The sequence below is a fragment of the Angustibacter luteus genome, from assembly GCF_039541115.1.
GTDB classification, from domain to species: domain Bacteria; phylum Actinomycetota; class Actinomycetes; order Actinomycetales; family Angustibacteraceae; genus Angustibacter; species Angustibacter luteus.
Genome location: NZ_BAABFP010000002.1, coordinates 479,623 through 504,740, shown reverse-complemented (window position 1 = coordinate 504,740; position 25,118 = coordinate 479,623). Strand labels below are relative to the sequence as shown.

22 protein-coding genes are annotated in these 25,118 nt (G+C 69.3%); 13 read left to right on the top strand and 9 right to left on the bottom strand.

All coding sequences use genetic code 11. From position 1 onward, the window contains the following. Positions 1-11: 11 nt before the first annotated feature. From ABEB17_RS02415 to ABEB17_RS02395, 5 genes are read right to left on the bottom strand one after another with little or no spacing between them, the layout of a single operon-like run. Positions 12-1,382, bottom strand: coding sequence for an FAD-dependent oxidoreductase (locus tag ABEB17_RS02415; RefSeq protein ID WP_345714964.1), 1,371 nt, complete (start codon positions 1,380-1,382; stop codon positions 12-14). Continuing rightward, entirely contained in the window at positions 1,379-1,834 is a 456-nt protein-coding gene (locus tag ABEB17_RS02410; protein ID WP_345714963.1) for a type II 3-dehydroquinate dehydratase, read from the bottom strand. The genes ABEB17_RS02415 and ABEB17_RS02410 overlap by 4 nt, the downstream gene beginning before the upstream one ends. Before the next feature lies 1 nt (position 1,835). Continuing rightward, on the bottom strand, positions 1,836-2,675 hold the full coding sequence (locus tag ABEB17_RS02405; protein ID WP_345714962.1) for a citryl-CoA lyase: 840 nt from the start codon (positions 2,673-2,675) through the stop codon (positions 1,836-1,838). Next, on the bottom strand, positions 2,672-3,874 hold the full coding sequence (locus ABEB17_RS02400; RefSeq protein ID WP_345714961.1) for a CaiB/BaiF CoA transferase family protein: 1,203 nt from the start codon (positions 3,872-3,874) through the stop codon (positions 2,672-2,674). The genes ABEB17_RS02405 and ABEB17_RS02400 overlap by 4 nt, the downstream gene beginning before the upstream one ends. A gap of 48 nt (positions 3,875-3,922) precedes the next feature. Then, complete coding sequence (locus ABEB17_RS02395; protein ID WP_345714960.1) at positions 3,923-4,732, bottom strand: IclR family transcriptional regulator; 810 nt, start codon at positions 4,730-4,732, stop codon at positions 3,923-3,925. 162 nt (positions 4,733-4,894) lie between these two features. On the opposite strand from ABEB17_RS02395, the gene ABEB17_RS02390 reads away from it, so the two are divergent. The 6 genes from ABEB17_RS02390 (at position 4,895) to ABEB17_RS02365 (ending at position 12,932) form a co-directional block, all read left to right on the top strand. After that, positions 4,895-6,373, top strand: coding sequence for an aldehyde dehydrogenase family protein (locus ABEB17_RS02390; protein ID WP_345714959.1), 1,479 nt, complete (start codon positions 4,895-4,897; stop codon positions 6,371-6,373). Between the two features lie 43 nt (positions 6,374-6,416). Next, positions 6,417-8,198, top strand: coding sequence for a thiamine pyrophosphate-binding protein (locus ABEB17_RS02385; protein ID WP_345714958.1), 1,782 nt, complete (start codon positions 6,417-6,419; stop codon positions 8,196-8,198). Positions 8,199-8,237: 39 nt separating this feature from the next. Next, positions 8,238-9,389, top strand: coding sequence for an ABC transporter substrate-binding protein (locus ABEB17_RS02380; protein WP_345714956.1), 1,152 nt, complete (start codon positions 8,238-8,240; stop codon positions 9,387-9,389). 77 nt (positions 9,390-9,466) lie between these two features. Continuing rightward, complete coding sequence (locus ABEB17_RS02375) at positions 9,467-10,336, top strand: branched-chain amino acid ABC transporter permease (protein WP_345714955.1); 870 nt, start codon at positions 9,467-9,469, stop codon at positions 10,334-10,336. Further along, the gene (locus tag ABEB17_RS02370) at positions 10,333-12,177 is read left to right on the top strand and encodes a branched-chain amino acid ABC transporter ATP-binding protein/permease (protein ID WP_345714954.1); all 1,845 of its coding nucleotides are present in this window, start codon (positions 10,333-10,335) and stop codon (positions 12,175-12,177) included. The genes ABEB17_RS02375 and ABEB17_RS02370 overlap by 4 nt, the downstream gene beginning before the upstream one ends. Next, a complete protein-coding gene (locus tag ABEB17_RS02365) occupies positions 12,174-12,932 on the top strand; it encodes an ABC transporter ATP-binding protein (protein ID WP_345714953.1) in 759 nt (252 codons plus the stop codon). The genes ABEB17_RS02370 and ABEB17_RS02365 overlap by 4 nt, the downstream gene beginning before the upstream one ends. Before the next feature lie 19 nt (positions 12,933-12,951). Here ABEB17_RS02365 and ABEB17_RS02360 read toward each other — a convergent pair whose 3' ends face one another. Further along, a complete protein-coding gene (locus ABEB17_RS02360; protein ID WP_345714952.1) occupies positions 12,952-13,917 on the bottom strand; it encodes a LacI family DNA-binding transcriptional regulator in 966 nt (321 codons plus the stop codon). A 245-nt stretch (positions 13,918-14,162) separates the two neighbouring features. Here ABEB17_RS02360 and ABEB17_RS02355 point away from each other — a divergent pair, with 245 nt between their 5' ends. Then, the gene (locus ABEB17_RS02355; RefSeq protein WP_345714951.1) at positions 14,163-15,056 is read left to right on the top strand and encodes a sugar phosphate isomerase/epimerase family protein; all 894 of its coding nucleotides are present in this window, start codon (positions 14,163-14,165) and stop codon (positions 15,054-15,056) included. A gap of 241 nt (positions 15,057-15,297) precedes the next feature. Here the strand turns inward: ABEB17_RS02355 and ABEB17_RS02350 are convergent, their stop codons facing one another. Then, positions 15,298-15,861, bottom strand: coding sequence for a DUF6042 family protein (locus tag ABEB17_RS02350; protein WP_345714950.1), 564 nt, complete (start codon positions 15,859-15,861; stop codon positions 15,298-15,300). 173 nt (positions 15,862-16,034) lie between these two features. Here ABEB17_RS02350 and ABEB17_RS02345 point away from each other — a divergent pair, with 173 nt between their 5' ends. The 3 genes from ABEB17_RS02345 (at position 16,035) to ABEB17_RS02335 (ending at position 19,251) form a co-directional block, all read left to right on the top strand. After that, a complete protein-coding gene (locus ABEB17_RS02345) occupies positions 16,035-17,720 on the top strand; it encodes an MFS transporter (protein WP_345714949.1) in 1,686 nt (561 codons plus the stop codon). 121 nt (positions 17,721-17,841) lie between these two features. Next, positions 17,842-18,504, top strand: a complete 663-nt coding sequence (locus ABEB17_RS02340) for a DUF2652 domain-containing protein (RefSeq protein ID WP_345714947.1) — start codon at positions 17,842-17,844, stop codon at positions 18,502-18,504. Positions 18,505-18,600: 96 nt separating this feature from the next. After that, positions 18,601-19,251, top strand: coding sequence for a hypothetical protein (locus tag ABEB17_RS02335; RefSeq protein WP_345714946.1), 651 nt, complete (start codon positions 18,601-18,603; stop codon positions 19,249-19,251). Positions 19,252-19,430: 179 nt separating this feature from the next. Here ABEB17_RS02335 and ABEB17_RS02330 read toward each other — a convergent pair whose 3' ends face one another. Both ABEB17_RS02330 and ABEB17_RS02325 read right to left on the bottom strand, forming a co-directional pair. Further along, positions 19,431-19,913: a hypothetical protein gene (locus ABEB17_RS02330; protein WP_345714945.1), complete on the bottom strand. Its 483-nt coding sequence runs from the start codon at positions 19,911-19,913 to the stop codon at positions 19,431-19,433. 120 nt (positions 19,914-20,033) lie between these two features. Further along, positions 20,034-20,453 (bottom strand): MerR family transcriptional regulator, encoded by a 420-nt coding sequence (locus tag ABEB17_RS02325; protein WP_345714944.1) that lies wholly within the window; start codon positions 20,451-20,453, stop codon positions 20,034-20,036. Between the two features lie 32 nt (positions 20,454-20,485). On the opposite strand from ABEB17_RS02325, the gene ABEB17_RS02320 reads away from it, so the two are divergent. The 3 genes from ABEB17_RS02320 (at position 20,486) to ABEB17_RS02310 (ending at position 25,103) form a co-directional block, all read left to right on the top strand. Beyond that, entirely contained in the window at positions 20,486-21,709 is a 1,224-nt protein-coding gene (locus ABEB17_RS02320) for an MFS transporter (protein ID WP_345714943.1), read from the top strand. Positions 21,710-21,744: 35 nt separating this feature from the next. Next, positions 21,745-22,656 (top strand): dienelactone hydrolase family protein, encoded by a 912-nt coding sequence (locus ABEB17_RS02315; RefSeq protein ID WP_345714942.1) that lies wholly within the window; start codon positions 21,745-21,747, stop codon positions 22,654-22,656. A gap of 266 nt (positions 22,657-22,922) precedes the next feature. After that, a complete protein-coding gene (locus tag ABEB17_RS02310) occupies positions 22,923-25,103 on the top strand; it encodes a DEAD/DEAH box helicase (protein ID WP_345714941.1) in 2,181 nt (726 codons plus the stop codon). Positions 25,104-25,118 lie beyond the last annotated feature (15 nt).

The following is a 25,118-nucleotide window of genomic DNA, read 5'->3' as shown; positions in this document are numbered from 1 at the left end:
CTCCGTCCAGGTCATGGTGCCGTCGCGATCTGGTGGGCCGCCCTCCGGCCGAAGACGAGCGCCTTGCCCAGTGCCGTCCCGGTCAGGTACGACGCGCCGTGGAAGCCACCGCTCACCTCACCCACCGCGTGCAGTCCGGCGATCACCTCCCCGTCGACGTCCAGCACCTCGGTGGAAGGAGTGACCCGCAGCCCGCCGTACGTGGAGGTCATCAACGTCCGCGCCGGGTACCCGTAGAAGGGTGCGACGTCGATGGGGTCGAGCGCGCCCACGCCGTTGCACAACGAGTCGCGCCCCTGGTCGTCCTCACGTGAGCCGATCGCGGCGTTGTATCGGGCCACCGTGCCGGCCAGACCGTCTGGCTCGATTCCGACCTCCTGCGCGAGCGCGGCGAGGGTCGGCGCCTGAAGCACGTGCCCCTTGTCCTGCAGGTACCCGATGTCCGACAGCGGAACGCCAGGCTGCGAACGATCTCGCACGCGCTGGTCGAAGACTTCGAAACCCAGCCCGCCGGGCTGGCCGAGGCACGCCTGGCCGATTTCCTTGTAGGTCAGTGACTCGTCCACGAACCGCTGGCCATCCCGGTTGACGATGATCGCGCCAAGGTAGAAGGCAGTGAGCAGCTCGTGCTCGTCATCCGTGGTGTCGGGGTGGGACCCGAAAGTGCCCGAGACCCAGCCGACATCGCGTAGGTCAGCCCCCAGTCGCCAGCCGAGCCTCAGGCCGTCCCCAGTGCTGCCGAGTCCGCCGTGTGGGATTGCGGCCAGCTGGGCTGGCGCGAAGAGCGTGAGCAGGTCCCGAGACCGGCTGAAGCCTCCTGTCGCCAGCACCACACCGGCCAGACCGTCGTGCCGAGTTCTGCCGGACGGACCGTTGGCCTCGACGCCGGCGACCGTACCCGCGTCGTTCCGCTCCAGCCTCGTCACGGCCGTGTCTGTCTGCAGGTGCACGCGCGGGGACGCGGCGGCGAGGTCGAGCAGGCGCCCCATCATCGGCCTGATGTCGGCATGGTGGCTGCGTGGCACGCTCTGCCCGGCACTGAGCTTGACGACGTCGTAGGTGGTGTCGAGCCGGCTGCGGGACCAGTGGTCGGCCTCTCGCTGCAGCTCCACGTAGGCGTGCAGCAGGGACTCGTCCGCGTGGCCGCCGCCGGTGCGCCGCAGATCCTCCAGGAAGATCGCGTCACTGTCAGCGATGCCGAGCCGATGCTGGTCCTCGGTGTCCGACCAGGCGAACCAGCCGCCGCTCATCACCGTGCTGCCCCCGACCTCGGCTTGCTTCTCCAGCAACAGGACGTCGAGGTCGTGCTCGGCCAGGGTGACCGCAGCGGTCAGTCCGGCCAGCCCGGCCCCCGCCACGACCGCGTCGTACCGCGGCGTCATCGCGGCCGCACCGCCGCGGCGTCCTGCACATGGTGGAACAGGGCTTCGCAGGCTAGCCGGTACCCGTGCCAGCCGGCACCGGTGACGTAGGTCGTGGCCAGCGGCGCGAAGATGTCGGCTCGGTTGCGGCCGTCCATCGCGAACCAAGGTGAGATGTGCACGACGGCGAACGGCAGTGCCGTGTCGACGATGGCGTCCAGTAGGGGGTAGCCGACCGACGTGAAGCCCGCCGGGTTGACCACGACCGCGTCCAGGTCGTCCATCTCGGTGTGGACCCAGTCGACGAGCACGCCCTCGTGGTTGGACTGGACGTGCCGGGCCTCGAATCCCAGCCGGGCACCGGTGTCGTCGATGCTGGCAGCAACGTCCACAAGGGTGTGAGTCCCGTACTTGGCCGGGTTGCGTCGCCCGAGCCGGTTCAGGTTCGACCCGTGCAGGACGCCGATCCGCATGTCAGGCGTCCCCCGTTCGCTCGGTGGGTGCTGGCGCGCGATAGGTCGGCAGGATCGACGGCGGGATCGGGCCCTTGTTGCGGCGCCCGCCCTGTCGCTCCTCCCACGCGTGCGCGAGGATGCCGACGCTGCGGCTGAGCACGAAGAAGCCGCGGCTCAGCTCGGGCTCGAACCCGAGTTCGGCGTAGATCACCGCGGTGGCGCCGTCGATGTTCATGGGGATCGGTCGTTCGCGTCCTTCGGCAAGCAGGGACTCGACCTCCAGGGCCGCAGCCAGGTGCGCGCCGTCCACCGTTCCCTCGGCCTTAGCCTTGGCGACCAGACCCAACAGCGGATCTCGGCGAGGATCACGTGGGTGGAACCGGTGACCGAACCCGGGGATGTAAGGGGAGCGGCTGCGCCAGCGGGTCAGGACGACGTCCGCGGCCTCCCGCAGCGACCCGGCCGAAGCGGACCCGGCCACCACATCGTTCAACAGCTCGACGCACTGCTGACCGGCGCCGCCGTGGCTGTCGCCCAGCGTGTTGACCGCCGAGGCCATCGCGTTGTTGATACCCACCCCGCAGGTCATGGCCATCCGGGCGATGGCGATGGATGGCGCCTGCGGTCCGTGGTCCATCGACGCCACCAGCGCCGCCTCAAGCAGTCGCGCCTCACCGGGGGAGGGTTGGTCCCCGCGAACCAGGAACCACATGGCACTGACCAGGTCAGTGGTACCGATCAGGTCCTGCACCGGAACACCCCGGTGCTCGACCTCGCCCGGTGCTATCCGGGTCACGGACGTCGTCCACCAGTCGGCGACGCCGTCGACGGTCGGCTCCGGGTACCGGCCGGGACTCACGCAGCGCCGCCTCGGCGGAGCTGCGAACGGGCCTGGCTGGCTCGGCGCAGCTCGTCGAGCTCGTCGTTGTGCTGACCCAACGTCGGGGGAGGGCCTTGCGGACGCAGCGGCCGGCCGTCGAGGTGCACCCCGTTGCCGCTGGTGCGTACCATGCGGTCCTCGCCGCCGGGAAAGGGCACGTCATGGAAGAAACGGCGGTGGTGCAGCTGCTCGGACTCGACTGCCTGTGCCACGGTCAGGATGCGGGCTGCGGGCACTCCGGCAGCGGACAACTCCTTCTCCCACACGAGTGCTGAGCGCCCCGCCAGCGCCTCGTCGATCTCCTGGTTGAGCTCGAACCGGTGCACCTTGCGAAGGTCGCGGGTCAGGAACTTCGGGTCGTCGACCAGGTCCTCGCGCCCGATGAGTCGGCAGAGGGTCTCGAACTGTGACTGCCGGTTGGCGGCGATGTTGAGCGGCCCGTCAGCGGCATGGAACGTGCCGGACGGCGCAGCCGTGGCGTTCTGGTCGCCCATGGCGACCGTCTCCACGCCGCTGATCAGGTAGCTGGAAACGGCCCAGCCCATGGCGGACATGGACGCCTCGAGCATCGACAGGTCGAGGAAGGAACCCCCGCCGCCGTGCGCCCGGCCCACCAGGGCACTGCTGATCGCGAAGGCGGCCATGAGGCCGCCGATGCTGTCGCAGACCGGGAAGCCCACCCGCAGCGGTGCGGTCTCAGCGGTCCCCGTGATGCTCATCATCCCGGACAGGCCCTGCACGACCTGGTCGTAGGCGGGGGCTTGGCTCCCCGGACCGGTCTGGCCAAAGCCGCTGATGGCGCAGTAGACGAGCTGGTCGTTGAGTCGGTGAAGGACGTCCCAGTCGTAGCCCAGTCTGGCTAGCACCCCGGCCCGGTAGTTCTCCAACAGCACGTCGGCGCCTCGAACCAGGTCCTCGAAGGCAGCCCGTCCGTCGGGGTCCTTCAGGTCGAGCTCCACCGACTTCTTGCCGGCGTTCTGGGCGAGGAACGACGTGCCGATCCCTCGGTCGTTGAGCTCGGGATCGGGCCCGAGATGGCGAGCCAGGTCTCCGGACCCCGGCTTCTCGATCTTGACGACCTCGGCCCCCATCAAGCTGAGCTGGAAGCTGCAGTAGGGCCCGGCGAGGACATTGGTGAGGTCGAGCACTCGCACCCCTGCAAGCGGTAGCTGTTCCACTCATGCCTCTTTCCGCGGCGATGCCGCCTCACGTACGCGTCCGCGATCTCACGCCTCGAACGGGTGGGTGAATCCTCTGGTGGTCATCTGTGCCGAGACGCTCTTGAGCTGGGCCACGAAGCTGTCGACCCGGTCGTCCCTGAATCTGGCGGTGGGGCCGCTGATCGCCAGGGCAGAGTCGACGTGCCCTGACCGGGAGACCACGGGGACGGCCACAGCCGAGACCCCGACCTCGCGCTCGCCGTGGCTGACCGCGTAACCGGCCTCTCGCGCGCGAGCGATGCCGTCACGAAGGCGATCCAGTCGTTCTGGCCCTTCGGGTGACAAGCTTGCGACCCGTTCCAACAGACTCTCGGTGGCGTCCTGCAGCAGCACCTTGGACGAGGCGCCCGCCCACAACGGCAGCTCGTCGCCGACGTGCACGACGTGCCGAAGGGTCTGGCTGCTCTGCTGCTGGGCGATGCAGACCCGCTGGACGTCGCGCGTGACGTACAGGTTCACCGTCTCCTTGGTCTCCAGGGAGAGGTCGCGCATCATCGCCCGGAACTGCGATGGCAGCTCCCAGCCCCGCTTCGCCAGGTACGCCCACCGCCACAGACCTGGCCCGGCGGTGACGCCATGGCCCGTGCTCCAGAGCAGGCCGTTCTGTTCCAACGTGTGGAGCATCCGTACCACAGTGGTCTTGGCCAAGCCGGTCTCGGCGACGATCTCGGAGACCGTGACGGTGGTCCGATCCTCGCTGAGCAGGGCGAGGATCTCCACAGCTCGTTGCACGCTGCGGACGCCGCCCACATCGGCCTTCGACAGCTTTTCCTCTGCCGTAACGGACATTCGTGATCCTCTCTGGGGCAGACTCACCTGACGGCAACGCCTTGGTATGGGCTCAGACTGCCATTGTCAGGCTGTCGGCGGAGGTTCATCGGCCGGTAACCCTTGCCAGTTGCCCGGCCACGCCGTAACTTACACGAGGACCACACAGTGGTCTATACGAGCCGACTAGTGGTTTACCAAAGGGGCATCGTGCTGGACGACATCCTCGACGCCGCCGGGCGTGGGCAGCTCATGGAGGCGCCCTCCTTCATCGCCGGCCGATGGAGCCGTGCAGGTGAACCCTTCGAGCGCGTCGGCCCCTGGCTGCGCGAGACCGTCACCCGCGCGTGGACGCCGACCGACGAGGAGATCGACGCGGCACTGGCCGCCACGACGTCGGGCGCAGCAAGGGTTGCCGCGATGTCTCCCGCGCACCGCGCGGAGGCGCTCGAGAGCGCCAGCCGGCTCGCTCACCACCATCGCGACCGACTGGCACACGTGATCGCCCGGGAGCTGGGCAAGCCGATCTCGGACGGCGGCAAGGAGGTCGACCGCGTCGCTGACACCTTCGCCATCTGTGCCCACGAGGCTCGGCAGATCGGCGGCGACGTCCTGCCAGTGGCCGGCTGGCAGGTGGGCGTGGGGAACCTCGCCATGACCTTCCGCGCGCCACTGGGCGTGGCTCTGGCGATCACCCCCTTCAATGCCCCGGCGAACCTGTTGGCGCACAAGCTCGGCGCCTCGTTCGCAGCGGGCAACACCACGCTGGTCAAGTCACCGCCGCAGGCGCCGGCCGTGACGGCGGCCATCGTCGCCCTGCTCGTCGAGGCAGGGGTGCCGGCTGAGGCCGTGCAGCTGCTGCATGGTGGTGGCGACCTCGGGGCACGGCTTTGCGCCGCCCCTGAGGTCGCCGTCATCAGCTTCACCGGCAGCGCCGAGACGGGCGCGGCAGTTGCCCGCGCTGCGGGTGCCAAACGCCTGGTCCTCGAGCTCGGCGGGAACGCGGCGACCATCGTCTGCGACGACGCCGACGTGGCTCGCGCCGCTCGAATCTGCACCCGGACCGGCTACTCCAACTCCGGTCAGAGCTGCATCTCGGTCCAACGTGTCTACGTCCACTCCTCGGTGTTCGACGAGTTCGTCGATCTCATGGGCAAGGAGGTCGCCCAGCTCACTGTGGGCGACCCCAGCAAACCAGGAACCGACATCGGCTCGATGGTCGACGACCAGGCCGCCAGCCGCGTCGAAGCATGGATCAACGCCGCCGTGCGGGACGGTGCCCGCCTGGTCTGTGGTGGCGACCGCGACGGTGCCACCCTGACCCCCACGGTGGTCGCCGACCCGAGCCCGGACGCGACCTTGGTGACCAACGAGGCCTTCGGCGCGGTCGTGGTCGTGCTGCGGTTCGAGGCCTTCGACGATGTCATCGAGCAGTGCAACCGCAGCCGCTACGGACTGCAGGCCGGACTCTTCACCCAGCGCCTGGACCGTATGACGCAGGCGTGGAGGGACCTCCAGGTCGGCGCGGTGGTCGTCAACGGCTCGTCCAACTTCCGGCTCGACCACGTGCCCTTCGGAGGGGTGAAGGATTCCGGCTTCGGCCGCGAGTCCCCAGCTCACATGATCGAGGACTACACGTCGGTCAAGACCCTGCTCGTGCGTGACATGACGATCTGGGGTGAGGAATGACCGACACCGCCGACCTCTGCTCCGCGACCCTCGAAAGGCAGCGATGACGACCTTCCAGACCGCTGACGCCCGCGTCTCCGCCAGGGACCAGCCGACCGCCGCCGAGGCCCTCGTGAGTCAGCTCGAGAGCTATGGAGTCGCGTACATCTTCGGCACCTGCGGACACAGCAACATCGCGTTCCTCGACGCCGTAGGGCGCAGCTCGATCACCTTCGTGATCGCCAGGCACGAACAGGCGGCCGCGCACGCCGCCGACGGCTACGCCCGGGTCAGTGGCAAGCCTGGTGTGGTTCTCATGCACGCAGGGCCCGGGATGATGAACGGTGTCACCGGCGTGGCGACCGCAGCCTTCGACTCGGTGCCCCTCATCGCCATCGCTGGGGACGTCCCGTCCTACTACGCCGGACGACACCCGCACCAGGAGGTGAACCTCCACGACGACGCCGACCAGGGAGCGATCTACCGACCGTTCGTGAAGCGGGTCTGGGACATCAAGCGTGTCGAGGACCTCCCGCGCTTCACCGAGCGCGCCTTCTGGACCGCGACGTCCGGGCGCCCCGGGGCAGTGCTGCTGAACGTACCCATGGACATGTTCTCCCGCCCACTGCCGGCCGGCCGCGAAGCGGACTTCCCGCTGGTTGGTCAAACCTCGACCCCCTCCATCGGCGAGCGCGATGCTGCGCGAGTCGCTGCGACGTTGCTGGAGGCCGAACGTCCGCTGATCTACATCGGCGGCGGACTGCGGACCCCCGCTGGCCGTGAGGCCGTGATCGAGTTGGCCGAGCACCTGGACATCCCCATCGCGCATTCGCTCATGGCCAAGGGAACCGTTCCTGACCGGCATCCCCTGCTGATGGGCATGACCGGGTTCTGGGGCTTGGAGATGACCAACGACTACACCCGCGAGGCAGACGTCGTCCTCGCCTTCGGGACACGATTCGCCGAGACCGACGCCAGTTCCTGGGACGGTCGGTACACGTGGGGGCTGCCGCCCGGACGGCTCATCCAGGTGGACCTGGATCCCTCGGAGATCGGCCGCAACTACCCCGTCGAGATGGGTGTCGTCGCCGACGCCACCCAGACGGTTGGCGCAGTGCTGCAGGCGGTGCGGCAGGCCAGTCCAGCTCCGCGGTCCCGGCCGGGACTTCGCAGCCGCATCGTCGCCGTCCGCGACGAGCTCTTCGACGCGAGTCGCGAACGAGGGGGCAGCGATGCCTTCCCGCTCCGCCCTGAACGGATCCTGCGTGACCTGCGTGACGCGCTGCCCGAGGACGCCATCCTGGTGACCGATGTGGGGTGGAACAAGAACGGTGTGGCCCAGTGCTACGACCTGCCCCCTGCGGGACGCTTCATCACCCCTGGCGGCCTGTCCACCATGGGCTTCGGGCCGGCCGCTGCGGTCGGGGTGCAGGTTGCGGCCCCCGACAAGGTCGTGGTCGCGCTGATCGGGGACGGTGGGATGAGCGCCCAGCTGCCGGCTCTGCCCATGGCCGTCGAGCAGGGACTGCCGGTCCTCTTCGTGGTCATGAACAACCGCGCGCACGGCACGATCGCCGACCTGCAGGCCTCGAACTTCGGCGCGAGTTTCGGTTGCGAGTTCCGCGACCAGGACGGCAACTCCTACAGTCCCGACTTCGCCGCCTTGGCTCGGTCCTGCGGTGCGGACGGGTACCTGCCCCAGTCGGCGGACGAGTTCGCCGAGGCCCTGCGCTCCGCAGTGGCCAACCGTCGGACGGCAGTCATCGACGTCGCGATGGTCAACGAGCCTGTGCCCACCCCCGGGCACTGGAACATCAAGGACATCTACCACGGTCGATTCGCCTGACGGCGCATCACTCCACCCAACGAAGTGAGGTCACACGACATGATCCCGTCGACGAAGACGGTGCTGGCAGTCGCCGCGAGCGCGCTCCTGCTCGTCGCAAGTGGCGCCTGCAGTGCACCAGGCTCGGACGAGGCGTCCGGCGGTTCCGACAGCGGACCCATCAAGTTCGCGCTGGTTGACGCCCAGAGTGGTCAGCTCAGCTCCCTGGGGGCATGGGAGCTCAAGGGCGCCAAGCTGGCTGTCAACGAGTTCAACGAGGCCGGGGGTCTCGACGGCCGCAAGGTCGAGCTGACAGTCTTCGACGACCAGGGCGACCCGACGACCGGCACCTCCATCGCCAGCAAGGTCACGGCCGGTGGGTACACGGCGATGATCGGCACCGCGGAGAGTGCCGTCACGCTGGCGATGAATCCGATCCTGAAGGCCGCGAAGGTGCCGTCGATCACCTCCGGTCAGTCCCCGGCGATCTCCAAGCTCGGTAGCCCCTTCCAGTTCTTCAACGGGCCGACCAGCGTCACCTACGACGAGACGCTCGCGAAGTATCTGGTCGAGGACAAGGGCTACAAGACCTTTGCGATGATCTCCAACAACGGTGGCTACGGCACCGGTGAGCACGACGCCTTCAAGGCCGCGCTGAGCTCCCGCAACATCACGCCGACCGACGACAAGGTCGTCACGACCGACCAGAAGGACTTCAGCTCGGTGCTGACGTCCATCCGGGGCAAGAACCCGGACGTGCTCTTCATCGGTACGGAGGAGGTGGAGGCCGGCCTGATCGCCAAGCAGGCCCGTGAGCTCGGGCTGAAGTCCGTCTTCGCCGGTGCGGCACCGCTGTCCACCCCGGTGTACGCGCAGACGGCTGGCAACGCGAACGTCGAGGGCACCATCGTGAGCACGCCCTACCTGAGCAACGACGCCACCGATGCCTCGAAGAAGTTTGCTGCGGCCTACAAGGCTGCCTACAACGAGGAGGCCGAGCTCCATGGAGCCAAGGCCTACGACGGGACCAACATCTTCCTGACCGCGCTGAAGGCGACCAACGGCGAGGGTGGGCAGAAGCTCGCTGACCAGATCCGCGCCACCAAGTACGCCGGTCTGCTCGGCAGCTTCGCCTACGACGACCAGGGCGTCGGCATCCACGAGACGAAGATCGGCCTCATCAAGTCGGGCGCGCTCACCGCGGCCCAGTGACGGTGGCCCGGAGCCGGGGCGGCGACGTCCTGGCTCCGGGCACCGCAGGTCGGACCCCTCGAGGCGGAAGGAACGTCATGCAGGTTCAACTCCAGACACTCATCGGTGGGCTCACCCTGGGGGCCATCTACGCGCTGGTCGCCTTGGGGTTCTCGCTGGTCTACCGGACCATGGGGCTGGTCAACTTCGCCAACGGCCAGATCGTCATGATCGGGGCCTACACCGCATCGACGTTCTACATGACGGCCAAGCTGCCCTTCGCGGTCGCCATCGTGATCGCCGTCGTGATCACCGGCGCGCTGGGTCTGGTCATCGAAAGGGTCTTGCGCCCCCTGGAAGGCCGGGACTTCGACCTGATGCTCATCGGCACCATCGGCTTCGGAGTGATGCTCGAGGCCCTGGCCACGATCATCTGGGGAGCCACCGGGCGCGCGGTTCCGTCACCTTTGAAGGCGGCGCCGATCGACGTCGGTGGCCTGAGGATCCGTACGTACAGCATCGTCGTCCTCATCGTGGCCGCGCTTGCGACGATCGCGCTGGTCGCCTTCCTCCAACGCACGAAACTGGGTTCGGCGATGCAAGCCGTCGCGATGGATCCGGACGCCGCCACGGCCGTCGGCATTCATGTCGGCAGGAGCAACGCGATCGCGTTCGCCGTCGGAGCCGGCCTCGCCGCGCTTGCCGGAGGACTGGCTGGACCGCTGCTCTACGTCAATGCCTCGCTTGGCGGCTCGTTGGGCATCAAGGGGTTCGCCGCCGCGATCCTCGGGGGATTCGGCAACATCCAGGGTGCGATCGTGGGTGGGCTTGCGATCGGGGTCCTGGACTCGTTCGCCGCCGGTCAGTTCGAGGGTTACTCGGAACTGGTCGTGTTCGTCGTGTTCACGGTCGTGATCATGATCCTGCCGACGGGCATCTTCGGGGAGCGCACGGTGAACCGCGCATGAAGGTCAAGCTCGGTGCAGTCCTGGTGGTGGCCGTGGGGCTCGTCGCCCTGCCTTATCTGGTGGGCTCGTACCAGATTCACGTCGCCGATGTCATGATCATCTTCGCCATCCTCTCCATCGGGCTCGGACTTGCCCTCGGTATCGGAGGGCAGGTCAACCTGGCCCAGGTGGCCTTCTTCGGGGTCGGCGCCTACGGGGTCGCGATCCTGACCACGGAGCACGGTTTCGGCTTCTGGACGGCCGCAGTCGTCGGGCTGCTCGCCAGCCTGCTCATGGGAGTCGTCGTGGGGATCCCCGCGCTCCGCGTGCAGTCCCACTACCTGGGCATCGTGACACTCGGCCTGGCACTCGCGTTCACCAGCTGGATCACCAACGCCTCCTCGATCACCCACGGTGCCAACGGGATCTCCGGAGTCCCGACGCCACCGTTCTTCGGGGTCGATCTCAGCAGCGAGTACCTCTACTACTACCTGGAGATCGCGGCGCTTGCGCTTGGCCTGGCGTTCGCGCTCTTCATCGTGCACACCCGACTCGGCCGCCGGATGATGGCCATGCGCGACGACTCCATCGCCGCCAGCGCGCTGGGCGCGAACGTCAAGGTTCTCCGACTGATGACATTCGGCGTCTCCAGCCTCTACGGCGGAGTGGCGGGAATCCTGTACGCCGGCCTCATCCACTACGTCTCGCCGGACTCCTTCAGCATCGCCACGATGTTCCTTCTCCTCGCCATGGTCATCATCGGTGGCCGGCAGAGCATCATCGGCTGCATCATCGGGGCTGTCGTCCTGTCCCTGGTGCGGGAGTGGTTGATCGACTTCTCGACCTATGCACAGCTCGGATACGGCGCCATCGTGGTGCTCGCGGTGGTCTTTGCACCTACCGGGCTGGCCGGCATCCCAAGACGAATCCGGTCGATGCGTCGCGGGACGGCGGCAGAACGAGCCGCCGTGCAGCCGTTCGCCCCGGACGGCACCGGCGGACTCGGGGCTGGCGAGAACCGGTCCGCCGCCACCTTGCACGTTCGTGGCATCAGCAAGAGCTTCCGTGGCCTCAAGGCGCTGAACGACGTCACCATCGACGTCGAGGCCGGCAGCATCACCGGGATCGTCGGTCCTAACGGCTCAGGCAAGACCACGCTCCTCAACGTGATCAGCGGGCTGTACAAGCCGAACGGGGGACGCTTCCTGCTGGACGACCAGGACGTCACGGCACTGACGCCCGCGCAGCTCTCGCAGTACGGCATCGCACGCACCTTCCAGAACCTTCGGCTGTTCACCCAGCTCACCGTCCGGCAGAACGTGCTGATGGCCCTCGACCGCTCCTCGATGGTCTCCACCACGGCGTACGTCGGCTGGCCCGTCGGCATCGTCCGCGACGAACGCCGGATGCGCGCGCAGGCAGACCAGATCCTCGCCAGGTTCGGGATCGCCGACTACGCCGACGAGCCGCCGGCATCGCTGCCCTACGGGGTGCAGCGCAGGGTCGAGCTCGCGCGCGCTATCGCGACGAACCCCCGACTGCTGCTGCTCGACGAGCCTGCCGCTGGTCTGAACGGGCAGGAGGTGGCTCAGCTCCGGCAGATCGTGGAGGCGATCCGCGACGGGGGAGTCACCGTCGTGCTGGTCGAGCACAACATGGGCCTAGTGATGTCGCTCTGCGATCGCGTCGCGGTCCTGGCCAGTGGCGCCGTCATCGCGGACGGGCGGCCGGCTGAGGTGGTTCGCGATCCGCAGGTCATCGAAGCCTACCTGGGCGACGTGTCGCAGGTGGCCGATCTGGTGCCGGATGAGAAGAGCATCGCGAAGGCGAGCGCGGATCAGGACAGGGAGCTGTCACGATGACCGACAACGCCGCGGTCGCGAAAGCGGCATCCTCAGACGTCGCCCCGGAGCGGCTGCAGGTCGAGGGGCTCACTGTCCGGTACGGCGGCGTGGTCGCCGTGGACGGCGTCAGCTTCATCCTGGAGCCGGGGCAGTGCCTCGGAATCATCGGCGCCAACGGAGCCGGCAAGACCTCGACTCTCCGGGCTCTGATGGGCCTCGCGCCCCGTGCATGCGCGTCCATGAAGCTGGGCGAGGTCGACCTGATGCAGGTCAACGCCCGGGACGTCGTCCGCCACGGAATCGGATACGTGCCGGAGGGCCGTCATGTGTTCGGCGGCTTGACCGTCCGGGACAACCTGGACCTGGGCGCGTACTCACGAAAGCGAAACGCCCGCAGAAAGGCGACGTTCGACGAGGTCTACGAGCTGTTCCCGGTGCTGTCGGACATGAGCAACCGGCTGGCCGGAACCCTGTCCGGTGGGCAGCAGCAGATGCTGGCGATCGGTCGCGCCATGATGTCCGAACCCAGCATCCTGGTACTCGACGAGCCGTCCATGGGACTCTCGCCGAAGCTCGTCGGCGAGGTGCTGGCGTCATTGAACCGACTGCGCGAGCGCGGCCTCAGCCTGCTGCTCGTGGAGCAGAACGCCTGGCTCACCTTCGAGGCGACCGAGCGATGCCTGGTCTTGGAGAACGGATCGGTCGCGCTGGAGGGGCCCTCGGCCGACCTCCGACACGATGCCGGCGTCCGCCAGCTCTACCTCGGCCTGTGACATCGCCGTAGCGCGGGTGCTAAGCCTTAGCAGGGCCGGTACTGCTCCGGACGACTAGCCGTGTCGGGGGTATCGATCGCTGACCCGGAGGCGTCTCTGGCGACGCCAGGAGGATGCGCACCGCCATGGTGGCCGCCTCCGGGCCCGGCACGTGGACAGATGTCAAAGGGGGGTTGGATATCTCACCGAGCCAGGAGTTGTCGATACCGACGACGCTGATATCCTGCCCGATGCGAACGCCACGGGATTGCAGGCTCGACAAGAGCCCTAGGGCGATGAGGTCGTTGTACGCCACGGCGGCGGTCACCCCCAGTGAGAGAACGAGGTCCGCTGCGCGCGCCCCGGCCTCGTAGCGAGGCTCGAACGGTCCGAGCTCGACCAGGTCGATCCCGAAGCTCAGAGCGGCGGCGTTGAGTGTCTGCCTGCGCGCCTCGTTCGAGTACGAGTCGTGAGGCCCGGCCAGGTACACCACCCGTTGGTGCCCAAGGGTATGCAGGTGCGCGATCGCCTGCGTGTATCCATCGAGCCCCGGCACGATGCAATTGCTGACGGCGGAGGACTCGCGGAACAAGAGCACGATCCTTGACCTCATGGCGAGATCCTGCAGCGCTTGGTCATCCATCCGCGGCGAGGCCAGGATCAGGCCCGAGACGGTGTCGATGACGCTGTTGACGGCTTCGCTCTCCTCGTTGGTGTGCTCGTCGCTCTCGACGACGACAACCACGTGCTGGTGTCGACTCGCTTCAGCGTGAACTGCCTTGATCAGTGGCGCGAAGAAGGGGTTGGCGATGTCCGGCACGAAGAGGCCGACCGCTCCAACGCGCTCTGATCCGGTCGCGGTGCGGTACCCCAGGTCGTCTGCCGCCCGCAGTACCCGCTGCCTGGTCCGTCTCGTCACGAGTTCGGGACGAGTGAACGTGCGGGAGGCCGTCGACTTGGACACCTCTGCCAGCCTCGCCACGTCCGTCAGTGAGACCTCGGTCATATCACCCTCAGAATTCCGCCCAATGCTTCGTCAGTCCATCTCTGCAACGGTCTGCAACGGTAGCACGTGGCCGACTGGGGCGTCCTGTGTGCTGCGCTGCAGCGGGATACGCGCGCAGCTTGTTGACAGAGCACGATCACACTGACACGCTACTGCAACGAGTTGCCGCAGCATCCAAGAGGCATATCCACCTCGGAGGTGACGGGCGCAGATGAGCAGCAGCGTCGTTTCGGTGTCGGGTCCAGGTGCCGCGGTTCAGCGAGCCGCTCGGCGAATCGGCCCCCGCTGATGCCGAGCTGAGAACCGCCACCGTGTCCGCACGATTCTCGTTGGCCCATCTGACGGCTCTGAAATGTCCGCCGCCGGAGCTGGTCTACGTTGCGGCCCGAGTTGGCTACGACTCCGTGAGTCTTCGAACGATTCCGCTGGGAGTCCCCGGCGAGCCGGAGTATGAGCTCGCCTCGAACCGCGAGCTGCTTCGCAAGACACGGGTCGCCTTGACGGCGACGGGCATCTCGGTCAGCGACATCGAACTGGCCTGCATCCACGACGATGTGGACGTCCGCGGCTATCAGGCTGCGTTCGAGGTCGCACAATCGCTCGGGGCGCGAGACGTGCTGTGCAGCATCTGGGCGAGGGACCGCGGGTTCTATGTCGACCAGTTCGCCGCCCTGTGCGAGCTCGCTGGCCGGTACCACCTGCGCGTCAACCTCGAGTTCGTCGCCATTGCGGCAGTCCGGACGCTGACGCAGGCCGTGGACGTTCTTCAGGCGGTCGGAGCACCCAACTCCGGACTGCTCCTGGACGCCTACCACGTGGACCGGGCAGGGACGAGAGTCGAGGATCTGGCCGCCCTGCCGCGACACTGGTTCAACTTGTGTCAGCTGTGCGATGCGCCGGCGGCCCTGCCGCAGTCCGAGGAGGGGCTGCGCGTCGAGGTCCGAGAGCAGCGGCTCTACCTGGGTGAGGGCGGCCTGGACGTTGCCGGGCTGCTGGCCCTGACCCCGCCCATGACCTACTCGCTCGAGGTGCCCAATCTGGCGAGACTCGAGGAACTGGGCGCAGCCGAGCATGCTGCTCGAACACTCGACTCTGCTCGTAGGTACCTCGGTGAGCATCCGCGGGCAGCGGCTGGCTGAGAGTTGCATCCGCAGGACCGGTCGTCGGATCCGGCGTTTCCGGCCGGGACGGTCAGTGCGTCGAGGAGGTGCCAGCGAGGCGCGGTTCCAGGGAGTCCGGCCGACGGGTCTTCCGCCGGATGCACCCGTGCTGGGCTCTCAGGTTCACCGTGCGTGATGGTGACGAGGTTCAGGCAACGCCGCAAGGGGCCCATCGACCGATGGCCTCCTGCGGCGACCCTGACGGTCGCGTGCGGGGCCGTCAGCTGATAGCCACGCGCTGCCGTTCCCGGCGTTGCCAGACGCGTCGCGACCGCATCCGCTCCTCGAGGGCCGCCTCCTCGGCGTCCAGGTGCAGAACCTGCGCGGGCAGCGGCGGGGCCGGGGCCAGGTCGAGGACCTCCACCGTCGACTCGAGCAGACCGCAGGCCACGAGGTAGTCGACGGTGCTGCCCAGGGTCGTCGGTGTCGCGATGCCGAACTGCGTGGCGTGCATCTCGAGCTCGGTGACCCGCACGGCCCGCGCCGCGGCTTCCTGGGCGATCACCTCGGCGGCGGTGACCCGCTCCGTGAACTCAGGCTCCTCTCGGCGCAGGTGGTCCAGCTCCGCGTCGGTCCAGTGGTGAGGCGGCTCCCATGCCGCGGACTGCCACCCCAGCTCAAGCCCGATGACCCGACGAAGCTCGGACTCCAGCGCGTCGAGGTGCAGGGGTCCACGCGCGACCAGTGCGTTGACGACCAGCAGCGCACGGTCGGGCAGATGCCGAAGCCAACCGGCTCCGATGAACGACTCGGAGCACCAGTGCTCCCGGTCTGCAACCGCCACGTTCACTCCCGATGGGTCCCGCAGCAGGCAGCTGCGGGCGCGAACGTAACAACGGCGTCTGGGAGTACGGACGCTGAGCGATCTCGGTGCGGTAACGAGTCAGCAGCGCCGTCGACCAGACGGGAGAGCCCAGCCTCGGCGGAGGCAAGGCCGCGGAGCGGTACGGTCGCCAGGTGGCGGCTGAGCGGGTCCGGGGCAGGCTCCGCCTGGCTGCCGCCGCGTTCGCCAGCAACGCCCGCAACCCCAACCTGCGGCGCGCCCAGCTCAGCTTCCTCGGCGCCTGGACGGCGGAGTGGGCCTTCACCGTGGGCCTGGGGATCGTGGCCTACCGCGACGGCGGCGCCACGGCCGTCGGGCTCGTAGGACTGCTGCGCATGGTGCCGTCCGCGATCCTCGCTCCGCTCCTGTCCCCGTTGGCCGACAGGGGACGACGGGAACGCGTGCTGATCCTGGTCTCCTTGCTGCGTGGTGCCGCGACCGGTGCGGCCGCGGTGGTCGTCGGCGTCGGCGGTCCGACGTCCGTCGTCTACGCCCTGGCGGTGCTCTCGACCATCGCCGCCACCCTGTACCGTCCGGCGCACTCGGCGCTGCTCCCATCGTTGTGCCACAGCGGGTACGAGCTCGCCAGTGCGAACGTCGTCCGCGGGCTCCTGGACTCCGCCGCGACGCTGGTCGGTCCGCTGCTGGCCGCGCTGCTGCTCCAGCTCACCGGCGTGACCGTCGTCTTCGCCGTGGCAGCGGGCGCCTCGCTGTGGGCCGCGGCGCTGCTGGTGCGGTTGCGCTACGACGCCCCGCCGCGCCCGCCCGCGCCGGTGGAGACCAACCTCATCGGCGCTGCGGCAGAAGGGATTCGGGCCGTCAGCCAGAACCGCGACATCGCCCTCATCATGGGCCTGGCGGCGGCGCAGGCCTTCACCCGAGGTGCGCTCACCGTCCTCACCGTCGTGGTGGCCATCGACGTGCTGGGGACCGGCGAACCAGGAGTGGGCGTCCTCACCGCCGCTGTCGGAGCCGGTGCAGTGCTCGGCTCGCTGGCGGCGTCCTTGCTGGTCAGCACTCGCCGACTCGGTGCGTGGTTCGCCGTCGGCGTGGCCCTGTGGGGCGTCCCGGTCACGCTGATCGGCGTCTTCCCGCAGCAGGCCGCGGCCCTCGCCCTCCTGGCGTGCGTCGGCGTCGGCAACTCCCTGATCGACCTCGGCGGGTTCACGCTGCTGGCCCGGCTCGCCGGCGACGACGTCCTGGCGCGGGTGTTCGGCGTTCTGGAGAGCCTGGTCGCGCTGTTCATCGGGGTCGGGGCGATCGTCACGTCGCTGCTGATCGGGCTCTCGGGCGTCCGCCCGGCGCTGGTGGTCGTCGGGCTGCTGTGCCCGCTCTGCGCGTTGGTGTCGTGGCCGCGCCTGCGCCGCATGGACCGGTCCATCGACGTCCGAGATCGGGACATCGGCACGTTGCAGTCCGTGGCCATGTTGAACGCCCTGCCGCTGCCCGCGATCGAGCGTCTCGCCCGCGGGCTGGAGCCGGTGGTGGTGACCGTCGGGCGCGCCGTCTTCGAACAGGGCGACATCGGCGACCGGTACTTCGTGATCGAGTCAGGCGAGGCCGAGGTCATCGGGGACGGACACGTCGTCGCCACGCTCGGCCCGGGGGAGGGCTTCGGCGAGATCGCGCTGCTGCGGCGTACCCGACGGACGGCGACGGTCCGAGCCAGCACCGAGCTTCGACTGCAGGCGCTGGGCTCCGACCACTTCCTCTCCGTCGTGCTCGGTTACACGCCGAGCGCGCGTGAGGCGGGGTCGGTGGTCGACTCGATGCTCGACCGGTTCACGCCGCAAGCGGACCCCGGGGAACCGGCGGAATAGCAGGCATTTCAGGCGTTTCTGAGGGTTCGGCCGATTGGTAGGGTCACGCATGACGTCCGGGCGTTCGCTCCTGCTCATCGCTGACATCGGTGGCTACACCGAGTACATGCGATCCCATCGGATGAGCCTTGCGCACGCGGAGGTCAACACGTCCAGGCTGTTGGAGAAGGTGATCGACGCCGCGCCCGGTTTCGACCTGATCGAGATCGAAGGCGACGCAGCCTTTCTCGCCCGCGACGCCGACGCCATGGACCGTGAGGCGACGGTCGCCCTGACCCTTCAGGCCGCCACGTCGATGCACCGAGCGTTCCACCGCGAGCGGCAGTACGTCGCGACGAACCTGTGCCCGTGCAAGAGCTGCACCGAGGCGAACAACCTCAAGCTGAAGTTCGTCGCGCACAGCGGCGAGGTCGCCACCCAGACGATCCGGCAACGGCGCAAGCTCGTCGGGATCGACGTCATCCTCGTGCACCGGTTGCTGAAGAACGCCGTTGACGTCCCCGAGTACGTGCTCGTCTCAGAAGAGCTCTACCGCAGCGGAGACACCGCACTTCCCGGACCCACGCACCAGGTCTCCCAGGACCTCGAGGGGATCGGCCCGGTGGTGGCGCACTACGTGGACGTCGCTGACCTGGCGGGCGCGTTTCCGGCGCTCCCGAAGCCTTCCGTGCTCGGACGCCTCGGCAAGACCCTGTCCGTCGCCGGCGCGGGTCTGCCCTACATGGTCGGCCTTCGCCGTCCACGTCGTGAGGCGGCCGCACACCGAGGCGCGTGGACGGCGTGACAGCAGGCCTCAGGCGGCGCAGACTGGCAGGACCAGCGCCGAGCGAACCGGTGGAGGTCCACCGTGTGGAAGAACGACCGAGGCACACCTGAGCTGATGCCGACCCTGTCGGCGGGCAAGCACCGCAGTCCGCGAACGGGCGCGTGCGTCATGGAGTTCGCTTCCTACCTCGCAGGTGAGCGGTGGAGCGATCAGCCGCGCTGTACCCACCCGCTGCTGGCCGAGCTGGCCCGGGGCGTCAACGACCACGTCAGCGATGACGCCCGGCAGCGCCTGGTCCCGTTGGTGCCGGCGGTGATCGGGCTGACCAGCGACGACCCGCGCGTGGACGCCCACGTGGCCCTCCTCGCCGCGGCCGCGGCGCTGCCGATCGCGGCCGAGCCGACTCAACGCGCCCTCGCGGTCGCGGTGCTGACCTGCAGCCGGGTCCTGGCGGACCTGGACGGAAGTGAGCAGCGAGCCGCCTACGTCGAGGCGGTTCTCGAGCGAGCACCGCAGGCCGAGCAGTGGGCGAGACGGTTCACCGACGGCAGCCGCGTTCCCTCGCTACGGGTGTTCCGCCGGTACGCGGCACCGCACACGGTCCGGTACGCGGTGCGAGGCATCGCCAAGGCCGCCGTCCCCGATCCGGATGCCCGGCTCTGCGCCCTGCTCGAGCAGGCGGTCGCGCAGTTCCCCTCGTGGACAGGATCGCGTCCGGCGACCGAGCTGGCCGAGGTGTCGGCCAGGCAGCCCTCGGTGCGGTAGCCACGGCAGTAGCCAAGCCCGCTCCGCCCGGCTCAGCGACTCAGGTGCTCCCCGCCCGTCATCCGGCGCACCTTGCGTACGTGACGCCGTCGCGTGACGCGTCGGGAGATCCGCCACAGGTAGCCGCCCTCTTGCTCTTCGTTGTCGTGGGTCTCAGCCATGACTGTTGCCTCCTGATCTCATTTCGCCAGTAGTACCCCGAGGAGCACCGTGAACATCTCCGCCGCGAACAGAGCGACGCCGATGCGGTACCAGCGAGCCCGTCCGACCAGCCGCTCGTCATTGCCGTCCCGAGCCACGAGCAGTCGGTCCACCATCTCGCGCAGGACCTGGTCGGGGTCCTTGCCCTCGTCGTGCAGCTGCAGGATGACTGCGGCGCTGGGTCCGTAGCCCCACGCGCGGACCCGCCAGTTCACCCGCAGCACGGTCAGGATCGTCAGCATCAGGAGCACGGTCAGAGCGATGCTGATGAACGTCGGCAGGGTGCGGCCGTCGGAATGCTTCGTCGCGAGGAGGCCGATGCCCACGGGGAAGCTGGCAACCAGCCCAGCCGGGACGAGCAACGCTGATGCGCGGTCCCGCAGGCGGCCGAGGCTCGCATCCTGCTGCTGCAGCCGGAGCACGACGGCGTCGTACGCCAGCGTCAGCGATTCATGCGCCATCGGCTCTCCTTCCCTGCACCGATCGTGCCAGGTCGCGATCTCTCCGGGTGGCATCTGTCAGCATCGCCGACGCCCGCGGCACGTCCCCAGCGCACGTGATGCTGCGCTGGCACGGCCCGGTCAGCCTGCGGCGGGCGCTCCATCGGAGTCGCGGAGCAGCACCTGGTGCTGGGTGCGCACGAGATAGTCCCGGATGATGTCCCGGCTCTTGGTCAGGCAGGCGATCCGCGACTCGAGGCCCAGGAGCTCCTCGGCGAGCTGCTCGGCCACGGCGGCAGGGCAGGTCTCCTCGTCGCGGGCGGCGGCGTCCTCGGCGTCCAGCAGCACCTTCACCAGTCGGGTCGGCAGTCCGGCCTGCACCAGGCCGGCCACCCGCGAGACCCGCTCCAGGTCGTCCTCGGTGTAGCTGCGGTACCCGTTGTCGGAGCGCCGCGCGGTGAGCAGACCCTGCTGCTCGTAGTACCGGATGAGGCGTGGCGCGACGTCAGTGCGCGCGGCCAGCTCGCCGATCTTCATCTCTCGCCCCCACGGGCTTGACATTGACATTAGTGTCAAAGTCTAGCGTCGATCGCATGAGCCGCACAGCCGTCCAGCCCTCACCCGTTGCCGCACCCACGTCCGTACCGAGCGGCGCTGCCCAGCGCCTGCCCTGGCCCAGCCTGCTCGTGCTGGGTTCGGCCACGTTCTCCATGGTGACGGCGGAGATGCTGCCGACAGCGGTGCTCGAACCGATGAGCCAGGGCCTCGGCGTGACGGGCACCCAGGCGGCGCAGCTCGTCTCGCTCTGGGCCGGCGTGGTGGTCGTGGCGAGCTTCCCGCTGGTGGCGCTGACCCGGCGCTTCGACCGGCGGGACGTCGTGATGACGGCCCTGCTGGTGCTGACCGGCTCGGCCGGGCTGACGGCGGTCGCGCCCACCTACGCGACGGCAGTCGCGGCCCGGCTGCTGGGTGCGGCCGCGGTCGGACTGCTCTGGGCGACCGTCAACGCGCACCTGGCCGACCTGGTCCCCCAGCGGCTGCTCGGCGCGGCGGTCTCGGTGGTGCTCGGCGGCGCGACCCTGGGCATGGTCCTCGGTACTCCCGTCGCGCGTCTGGTCGCCGACCTCGTCGGCTGGCGCACCTCGTTCGCCGCCCTGGCCGCGTCGACCGCACTGATCGCCGTCCTGGTCCGGGTGGTCGTCGTTCCCGGCCACCGAAGCCCTCGCACCCCGGTCGCCGGCCGCCGCGGCACCCCGCGCACGCCGATCACGTCGCTGCTCGCGGTGACCGGGCTCGTCGCCCTCGTCCTCGTCGGCCACTACGGCGCCTTCACGTTCATCACCGTGCTCGCCCCGGTTGACCGGCTGCCAGGCGGGACCAGCGCGATGCTGCTGGGTTTCGGCCTCGCGTCCGCGATCGGCATCGCCCTCGCCGGACGGGTGCGCGACCGCACCCGGCCCGCCCTGGTCGTCTCGGTCCTCGCGACCGCCATCACCCTGGTCGCCCTGCGAGCGAGCGAAGGTCACCCGAACCTCGGGCTCCTGGTCGTGCTGCTGTGGGGTGTCGCCTCGGGTGCACTGCCTGCCCTGGCCCAGACCGAGATCATGCGCCAGGCCGGCACCGAGCACCGCGCGACCGCCGGTGCGTTGATCCCCGTCCTGTTCAACGGGGGCATCGCCCTCGGGGCCGCCCTCGCAGCGGTGGTGGCCGACCACAGCGGCATCGATGCGGTCCCGCTGCCGGCGGCGGCCGTCGTCCTGGCCGCCGCGATCGGCCTGGCTGCCACCCGGCTAGGAGGGTGGCGCCGAGCTTCGTGACCGGGTGAGCCGGTGTGCGTGCTTCGATAGCCGGCGTGAGCGCGACGTCCCTGACCCACGAGGTGCTGCGGCAGGCCCTCGGCCCCGTCCCCACCCCGGCGTCTCTGGAACCTGAGGTGCACGAGGAGGTCCAGTGCGACGGGTACGTCCGTCGGCGGGTCAGCTACGACGTCCCGTCGGGTCGCGCGTCCGCGTTCGTCTGCGTCCCGGACGGTCTTGCCGCGCCGGCGCCGCTGGTGTTCTGCCACCACCAGCACGCCGGCGAGTTCGACCTCGGCAAGAGCGAGGTGTGCGGACTGCGCGGTGACCCCGACCAGGCGTACGCGGCCGAGCTCGCCCAGCGCGGGTTCGTCACGATCGCGCCGGATGCGATCGGCTTCGAGGACCGCAACTGGGCGGACGGCGCGAACGTCGGCTGGTTCGAGCTGTCCTCCCGCCTGGTGCTCGGCCGCACTCTGCTGGCCGACTGCCTGCAGGAGGTCTCGCTGGCCATCGACTGTGCGAGCACCCTGGCCGAGGTCGACGCGACCTCGGTCGGCTTCATCGGACACTCCTACGGCGGCCGCATCGCGCTGTGGGCGCCAGCCTGGGACGCGCGCATCCGGGCGAGCGTGTCGAACTGCGGCTGCATCCCCTACCGGGATTCGTTCGCGCGGGACGCCGGCTTCCAGGCCGAGCTGGTCGTGCCCGGCTTCGCCGCCCGGTACGACGTCGAGGACGTGCTCGCGCTGGCCTCCCAGTGCGAGGTGCTGGTGATCGCGGCCGCGGACGACGTGTGGAGCCGCGGCGCGCGCGGCCTCGGGCCCCGCCTGCACGACCTGGGGGCGACCCACGTGCGCGTCCACGTCGTGCCCGGCGACCACGAGTTCCGGGCCCCACAGCGCGAGCTGGCCTACGAGTTCCTCGACGTGCAGCTGGGCCGCACGCCGGCGGGTGGGCCCGCCTGAGCGCGCCGACCGGGCCAGGATGATCCCGGAGCGCCCGGGTCCACTACGATGGCTCCAGCGGTGGGTATGACACCGCCGGTTCCCGCGGATGTGGGAACGATCGGACCCGATGCGTCGATGTCTTCCCGATCTGCGGGACGAGGCGCGTCGGCGGGGCACAGGGGACGGGCGCACAGCGCTCGACGTCCACCGCCCCGAGCGGTACGCCCGCGTTCGGGCGCGCCGTCCCGCCGCGAGACGCGCGCCGGGAACTGAAGGAGGAGCCTGTGGCTCGACAGGGCCAGCGCCAACCGGGCGCTCGTCGTCCTGCCCCGCGGCAGCAGCAGCGTGCCCGCCCCCGCGACAACGAGGGCATCATCCCCGTGCTCGCCCGCACGGTGCGCGACGTCGAGGCCGCCGTCCAGCGGGGCCGCGTGGTGCCGTCGGTCCGGACGAAGTTCCAGGTCGTGGCCCTGCTGGTGCGCGAGGAGCGCGACCGGATCCGGGCCGACAAGACCATCAGCGAGGCCCAGCAGGCGAAGGAGCTCAAGCGCCTCGACGGGATCGCCGTGATCCTGGCCAAGTCCACGGCCCGCGACACCTCGCTGCTCGCCCTGCTCGCCGACGATGCCGTCGTGTCCGACGCGGCCAGGTCGCTGCGCCGCGACATGCTGCGCGAGGCCGGCATCGAGTCCGCGCCCGAGATCGTCGCGCCCGCCCAGCCGCAGACCGTCGTGCCGGTGGCGAACGAGCGCCGCGTCGTGCCGCAGTCGGTCGTGTCCCGGCAGCTCGCCAACCCCTTCCTCGCCCCGGACTTCTCCGCGCCCCGGCCCAAGACCCCCGCGGGCTTCCTGAACGGCTGGGAGCTGCTCGGACCGCTGTTCAACTCGTTCGAGCGGGCCAGTGGTGGCGCGTCGACCGGCCTGGCCCTGCCCGCGCCGTCGTCCCTGAACGCCCCGGGCGGCCACGAGCTGATGAAGCACCAGGCCCAGCTGGTCGCCGCCGCCGCGGCCGGCCACCGGACCTTCCTGCTCGCCGACGAGCCCGGCCTGGGCAAGACCGCCCAGGCGTTGCTGGCCGCCCAGGCGGCCAACGCCTTCCCCCTGCTCGTGGTCGTTCCGAACGTCGTCAAGACCAACTGGGCGCGCGAGGCGAGCATCTGGACGCCGAACCGCCCGGCCACCGTGATCCACGGCGACGGCGACACGATCGACGGCTTCGCGGACATCGTCATCGTCAACTACGAGGTGCTCGACCGCCACGTGGGCTGGCTCGGCGACCTGGGCTTCCACGGCATGGTCGTCGACGAGGCGCACTTCATCAAGAACAAGACGTCCCAGCGCTCGCAGCACGTGCTGGAGCTGTCCGAGCGCATCCGGTTCCGCAACCCGCGGCCGCTGCTGATGGCCCTCACCGGCACCCCGCTGATCAACGACATCGAGGACTTCCGGGCCATCTGGCAGTTCCTCGGCTGGATCGACGAGAAGAAGCCGCGGGCCGAGCTGATGCACGCGCTCGAGGAGACCGGCCTGACGCCCGCCGACCCCGGGTTCTACTCGGCCGCCCGCCAGTGCGTCGTCGACATGGGCATCGTCCGGCGGCGCAAGGTCGACGTCGCCGCCGACATCCCGGCCCGCCGCATCGCCGACCTGCCCGTCGAGCTCGACGAGAAGGCCAGCCGCTCGATCCGCAAGGCCGAGCGCGATCTGGCCCGCCGCATGGTGTCCCGCTACGAGAGCGCCCTCGCCACCCGGTCCGTCGGCCCCACGGTCGACGGCATCGACCACGACCTCGTCCGCCAGGTGGCCACCTGGGAGCGCAAGAACACCTCGGCGAAGAAGAGCGACGAGAACGTGTTCAGCATGATGCGCCGCATCGGCCAGGCCAAGGCCGGACCGGCCGCGGACTACGCCGCGCAGCTGGCTCGCAGCGCCGGCAAGGTCGTGTTCTTCGCCAAGCACGTCGACGTCATGGACGTCGCGGAGGAGACCTTCGCCGAGCGGGGGATCCGGTACTCCTCGATCCGCGGCGACCAGACGAACTCGGTGCGGCAGAAGCAGATCGACGCGTTCGTCAACGACCCGGACGTCGCCATCGCGGTCTGCTCGCTGACCGCGGCGGGCGTCGGGATCAACCTGCAGGTCGCCTCCAACATCGTGCTGGCCGAGCTGTCCTGGACGGACGCCGAGCAGACGCAGGCGATCGACCGCAGCCACCGCATCGGCCAGACCGAGCCGGTGACCGCGTGGCGCATCATCGCCGCGCAGACCATCGACACGAAGATCGCCGAGCTCATCGACAGCAAGGCCGGACTCGCAGCCCGGGCCCTGGACGGCGCGGACGAGGTCGAGTCCTCGGCCGACGTCCAGCTCGAGGCCCTGGTGGCGCTGCTCACCGAGGCCCTGTCCGAGGCATCCGCTGGCGCATCCTTCGATGCGCTGTCCGGCTCATTGTCCGAGCAGCCCTAGCCGCGCGACACTGGG

What these genes read in the sequence shown, in the direction of transcription:
- ABEB17_RS02415 (WP_345714964.1), bottom strand. Translation starts at nt 1,382, where the DNA reads ATGACGCCGCGGTACGACGCGGTCGTGGCGGGGGCCGGGCTGGCCGGA.
- ABEB17_RS02410 (WP_345714963.1), bottom strand. Translation starts at nt 1,834, where the DNA reads ATGCGGATCGGCGTCCTGCACGGGTCGAACCTGAACCGGCTCGGGCGA.
- ABEB17_RS02385 (WP_345714958.1), top strand. Translation starts at nt 6,417, where the DNA reads ATGACGACCTTCCAGACCGCTGACGCCCGCGTCTCCGCCAGGGACCAG.
- ABEB17_RS02380 (WP_345714956.1), top strand. Translation starts at nt 8,238, where the DNA reads ATGATCCCGTCGACGAAGACGGTGCTGGCAGTCGCCGCGAGCGCGCTC.
- ABEB17_RS02375 (WP_345714955.1), top strand. Translation starts at nt 9,467, where the DNA reads ATGCAGGTTCAACTCCAGACACTCATCGGTGGGCTCACCCTGGGGGCC.
- ABEB17_RS02370 (WP_345714954.1), top strand. Translation starts at nt 10,333, where the DNA reads ATGAAGGTCAAGCTCGGTGCAGTCCTGGTGGTGGCCGTGGGGCTCGTC.
- ABEB17_RS02365 (WP_345714953.1), top strand. Translation starts at nt 12,174, where the DNA reads ATGACCGACAACGCCGCGGTCGCGAAAGCGGCATCCTCAGACGTCGCC.
- ABEB17_RS02360 (WP_345714952.1), bottom strand. Translation starts at nt 13,917, where the DNA reads ATGACCGAGGTCTCACTGACGGACGTGGCGAGGCTGGCAGAGGTGTCC.
- ABEB17_RS02340 (WP_345714947.1), top strand. Translation starts at nt 17,842, where the DNA reads ATGAGCCTTGCGCACGCGGAGGTCAACACGTCCAGGCTGTTGGAGAAG.
- ABEB17_RS02335 (WP_345714946.1), top strand. Translation starts at nt 18,601, where the DNA reads ATGCCGACCCTGTCGGCGGGCAAGCACCGCAGTCCGCGAACGGGCGCG.
- ABEB17_RS02330 (WP_345714945.1), bottom strand. Translation starts at nt 19,913, where the DNA reads ATGGCGCATGAATCGCTGACGCTGGCGTACGACGCCGTCGTGCTCCGG.
- ABEB17_RS02325 (WP_345714944.1), bottom strand. Translation starts at nt 20,453, where the DNA reads ATGTCAAGCCCGTGGGGGCGAGAGATGAAGATCGGCGAGCTGGCCGCG.
- ABEB17_RS02320 (WP_345714943.1), top strand. Translation starts at nt 20,486, where the DNA reads ATGAGCCGCACAGCCGTCCAGCCCTCACCCGTTGCCGCACCCACGTCC.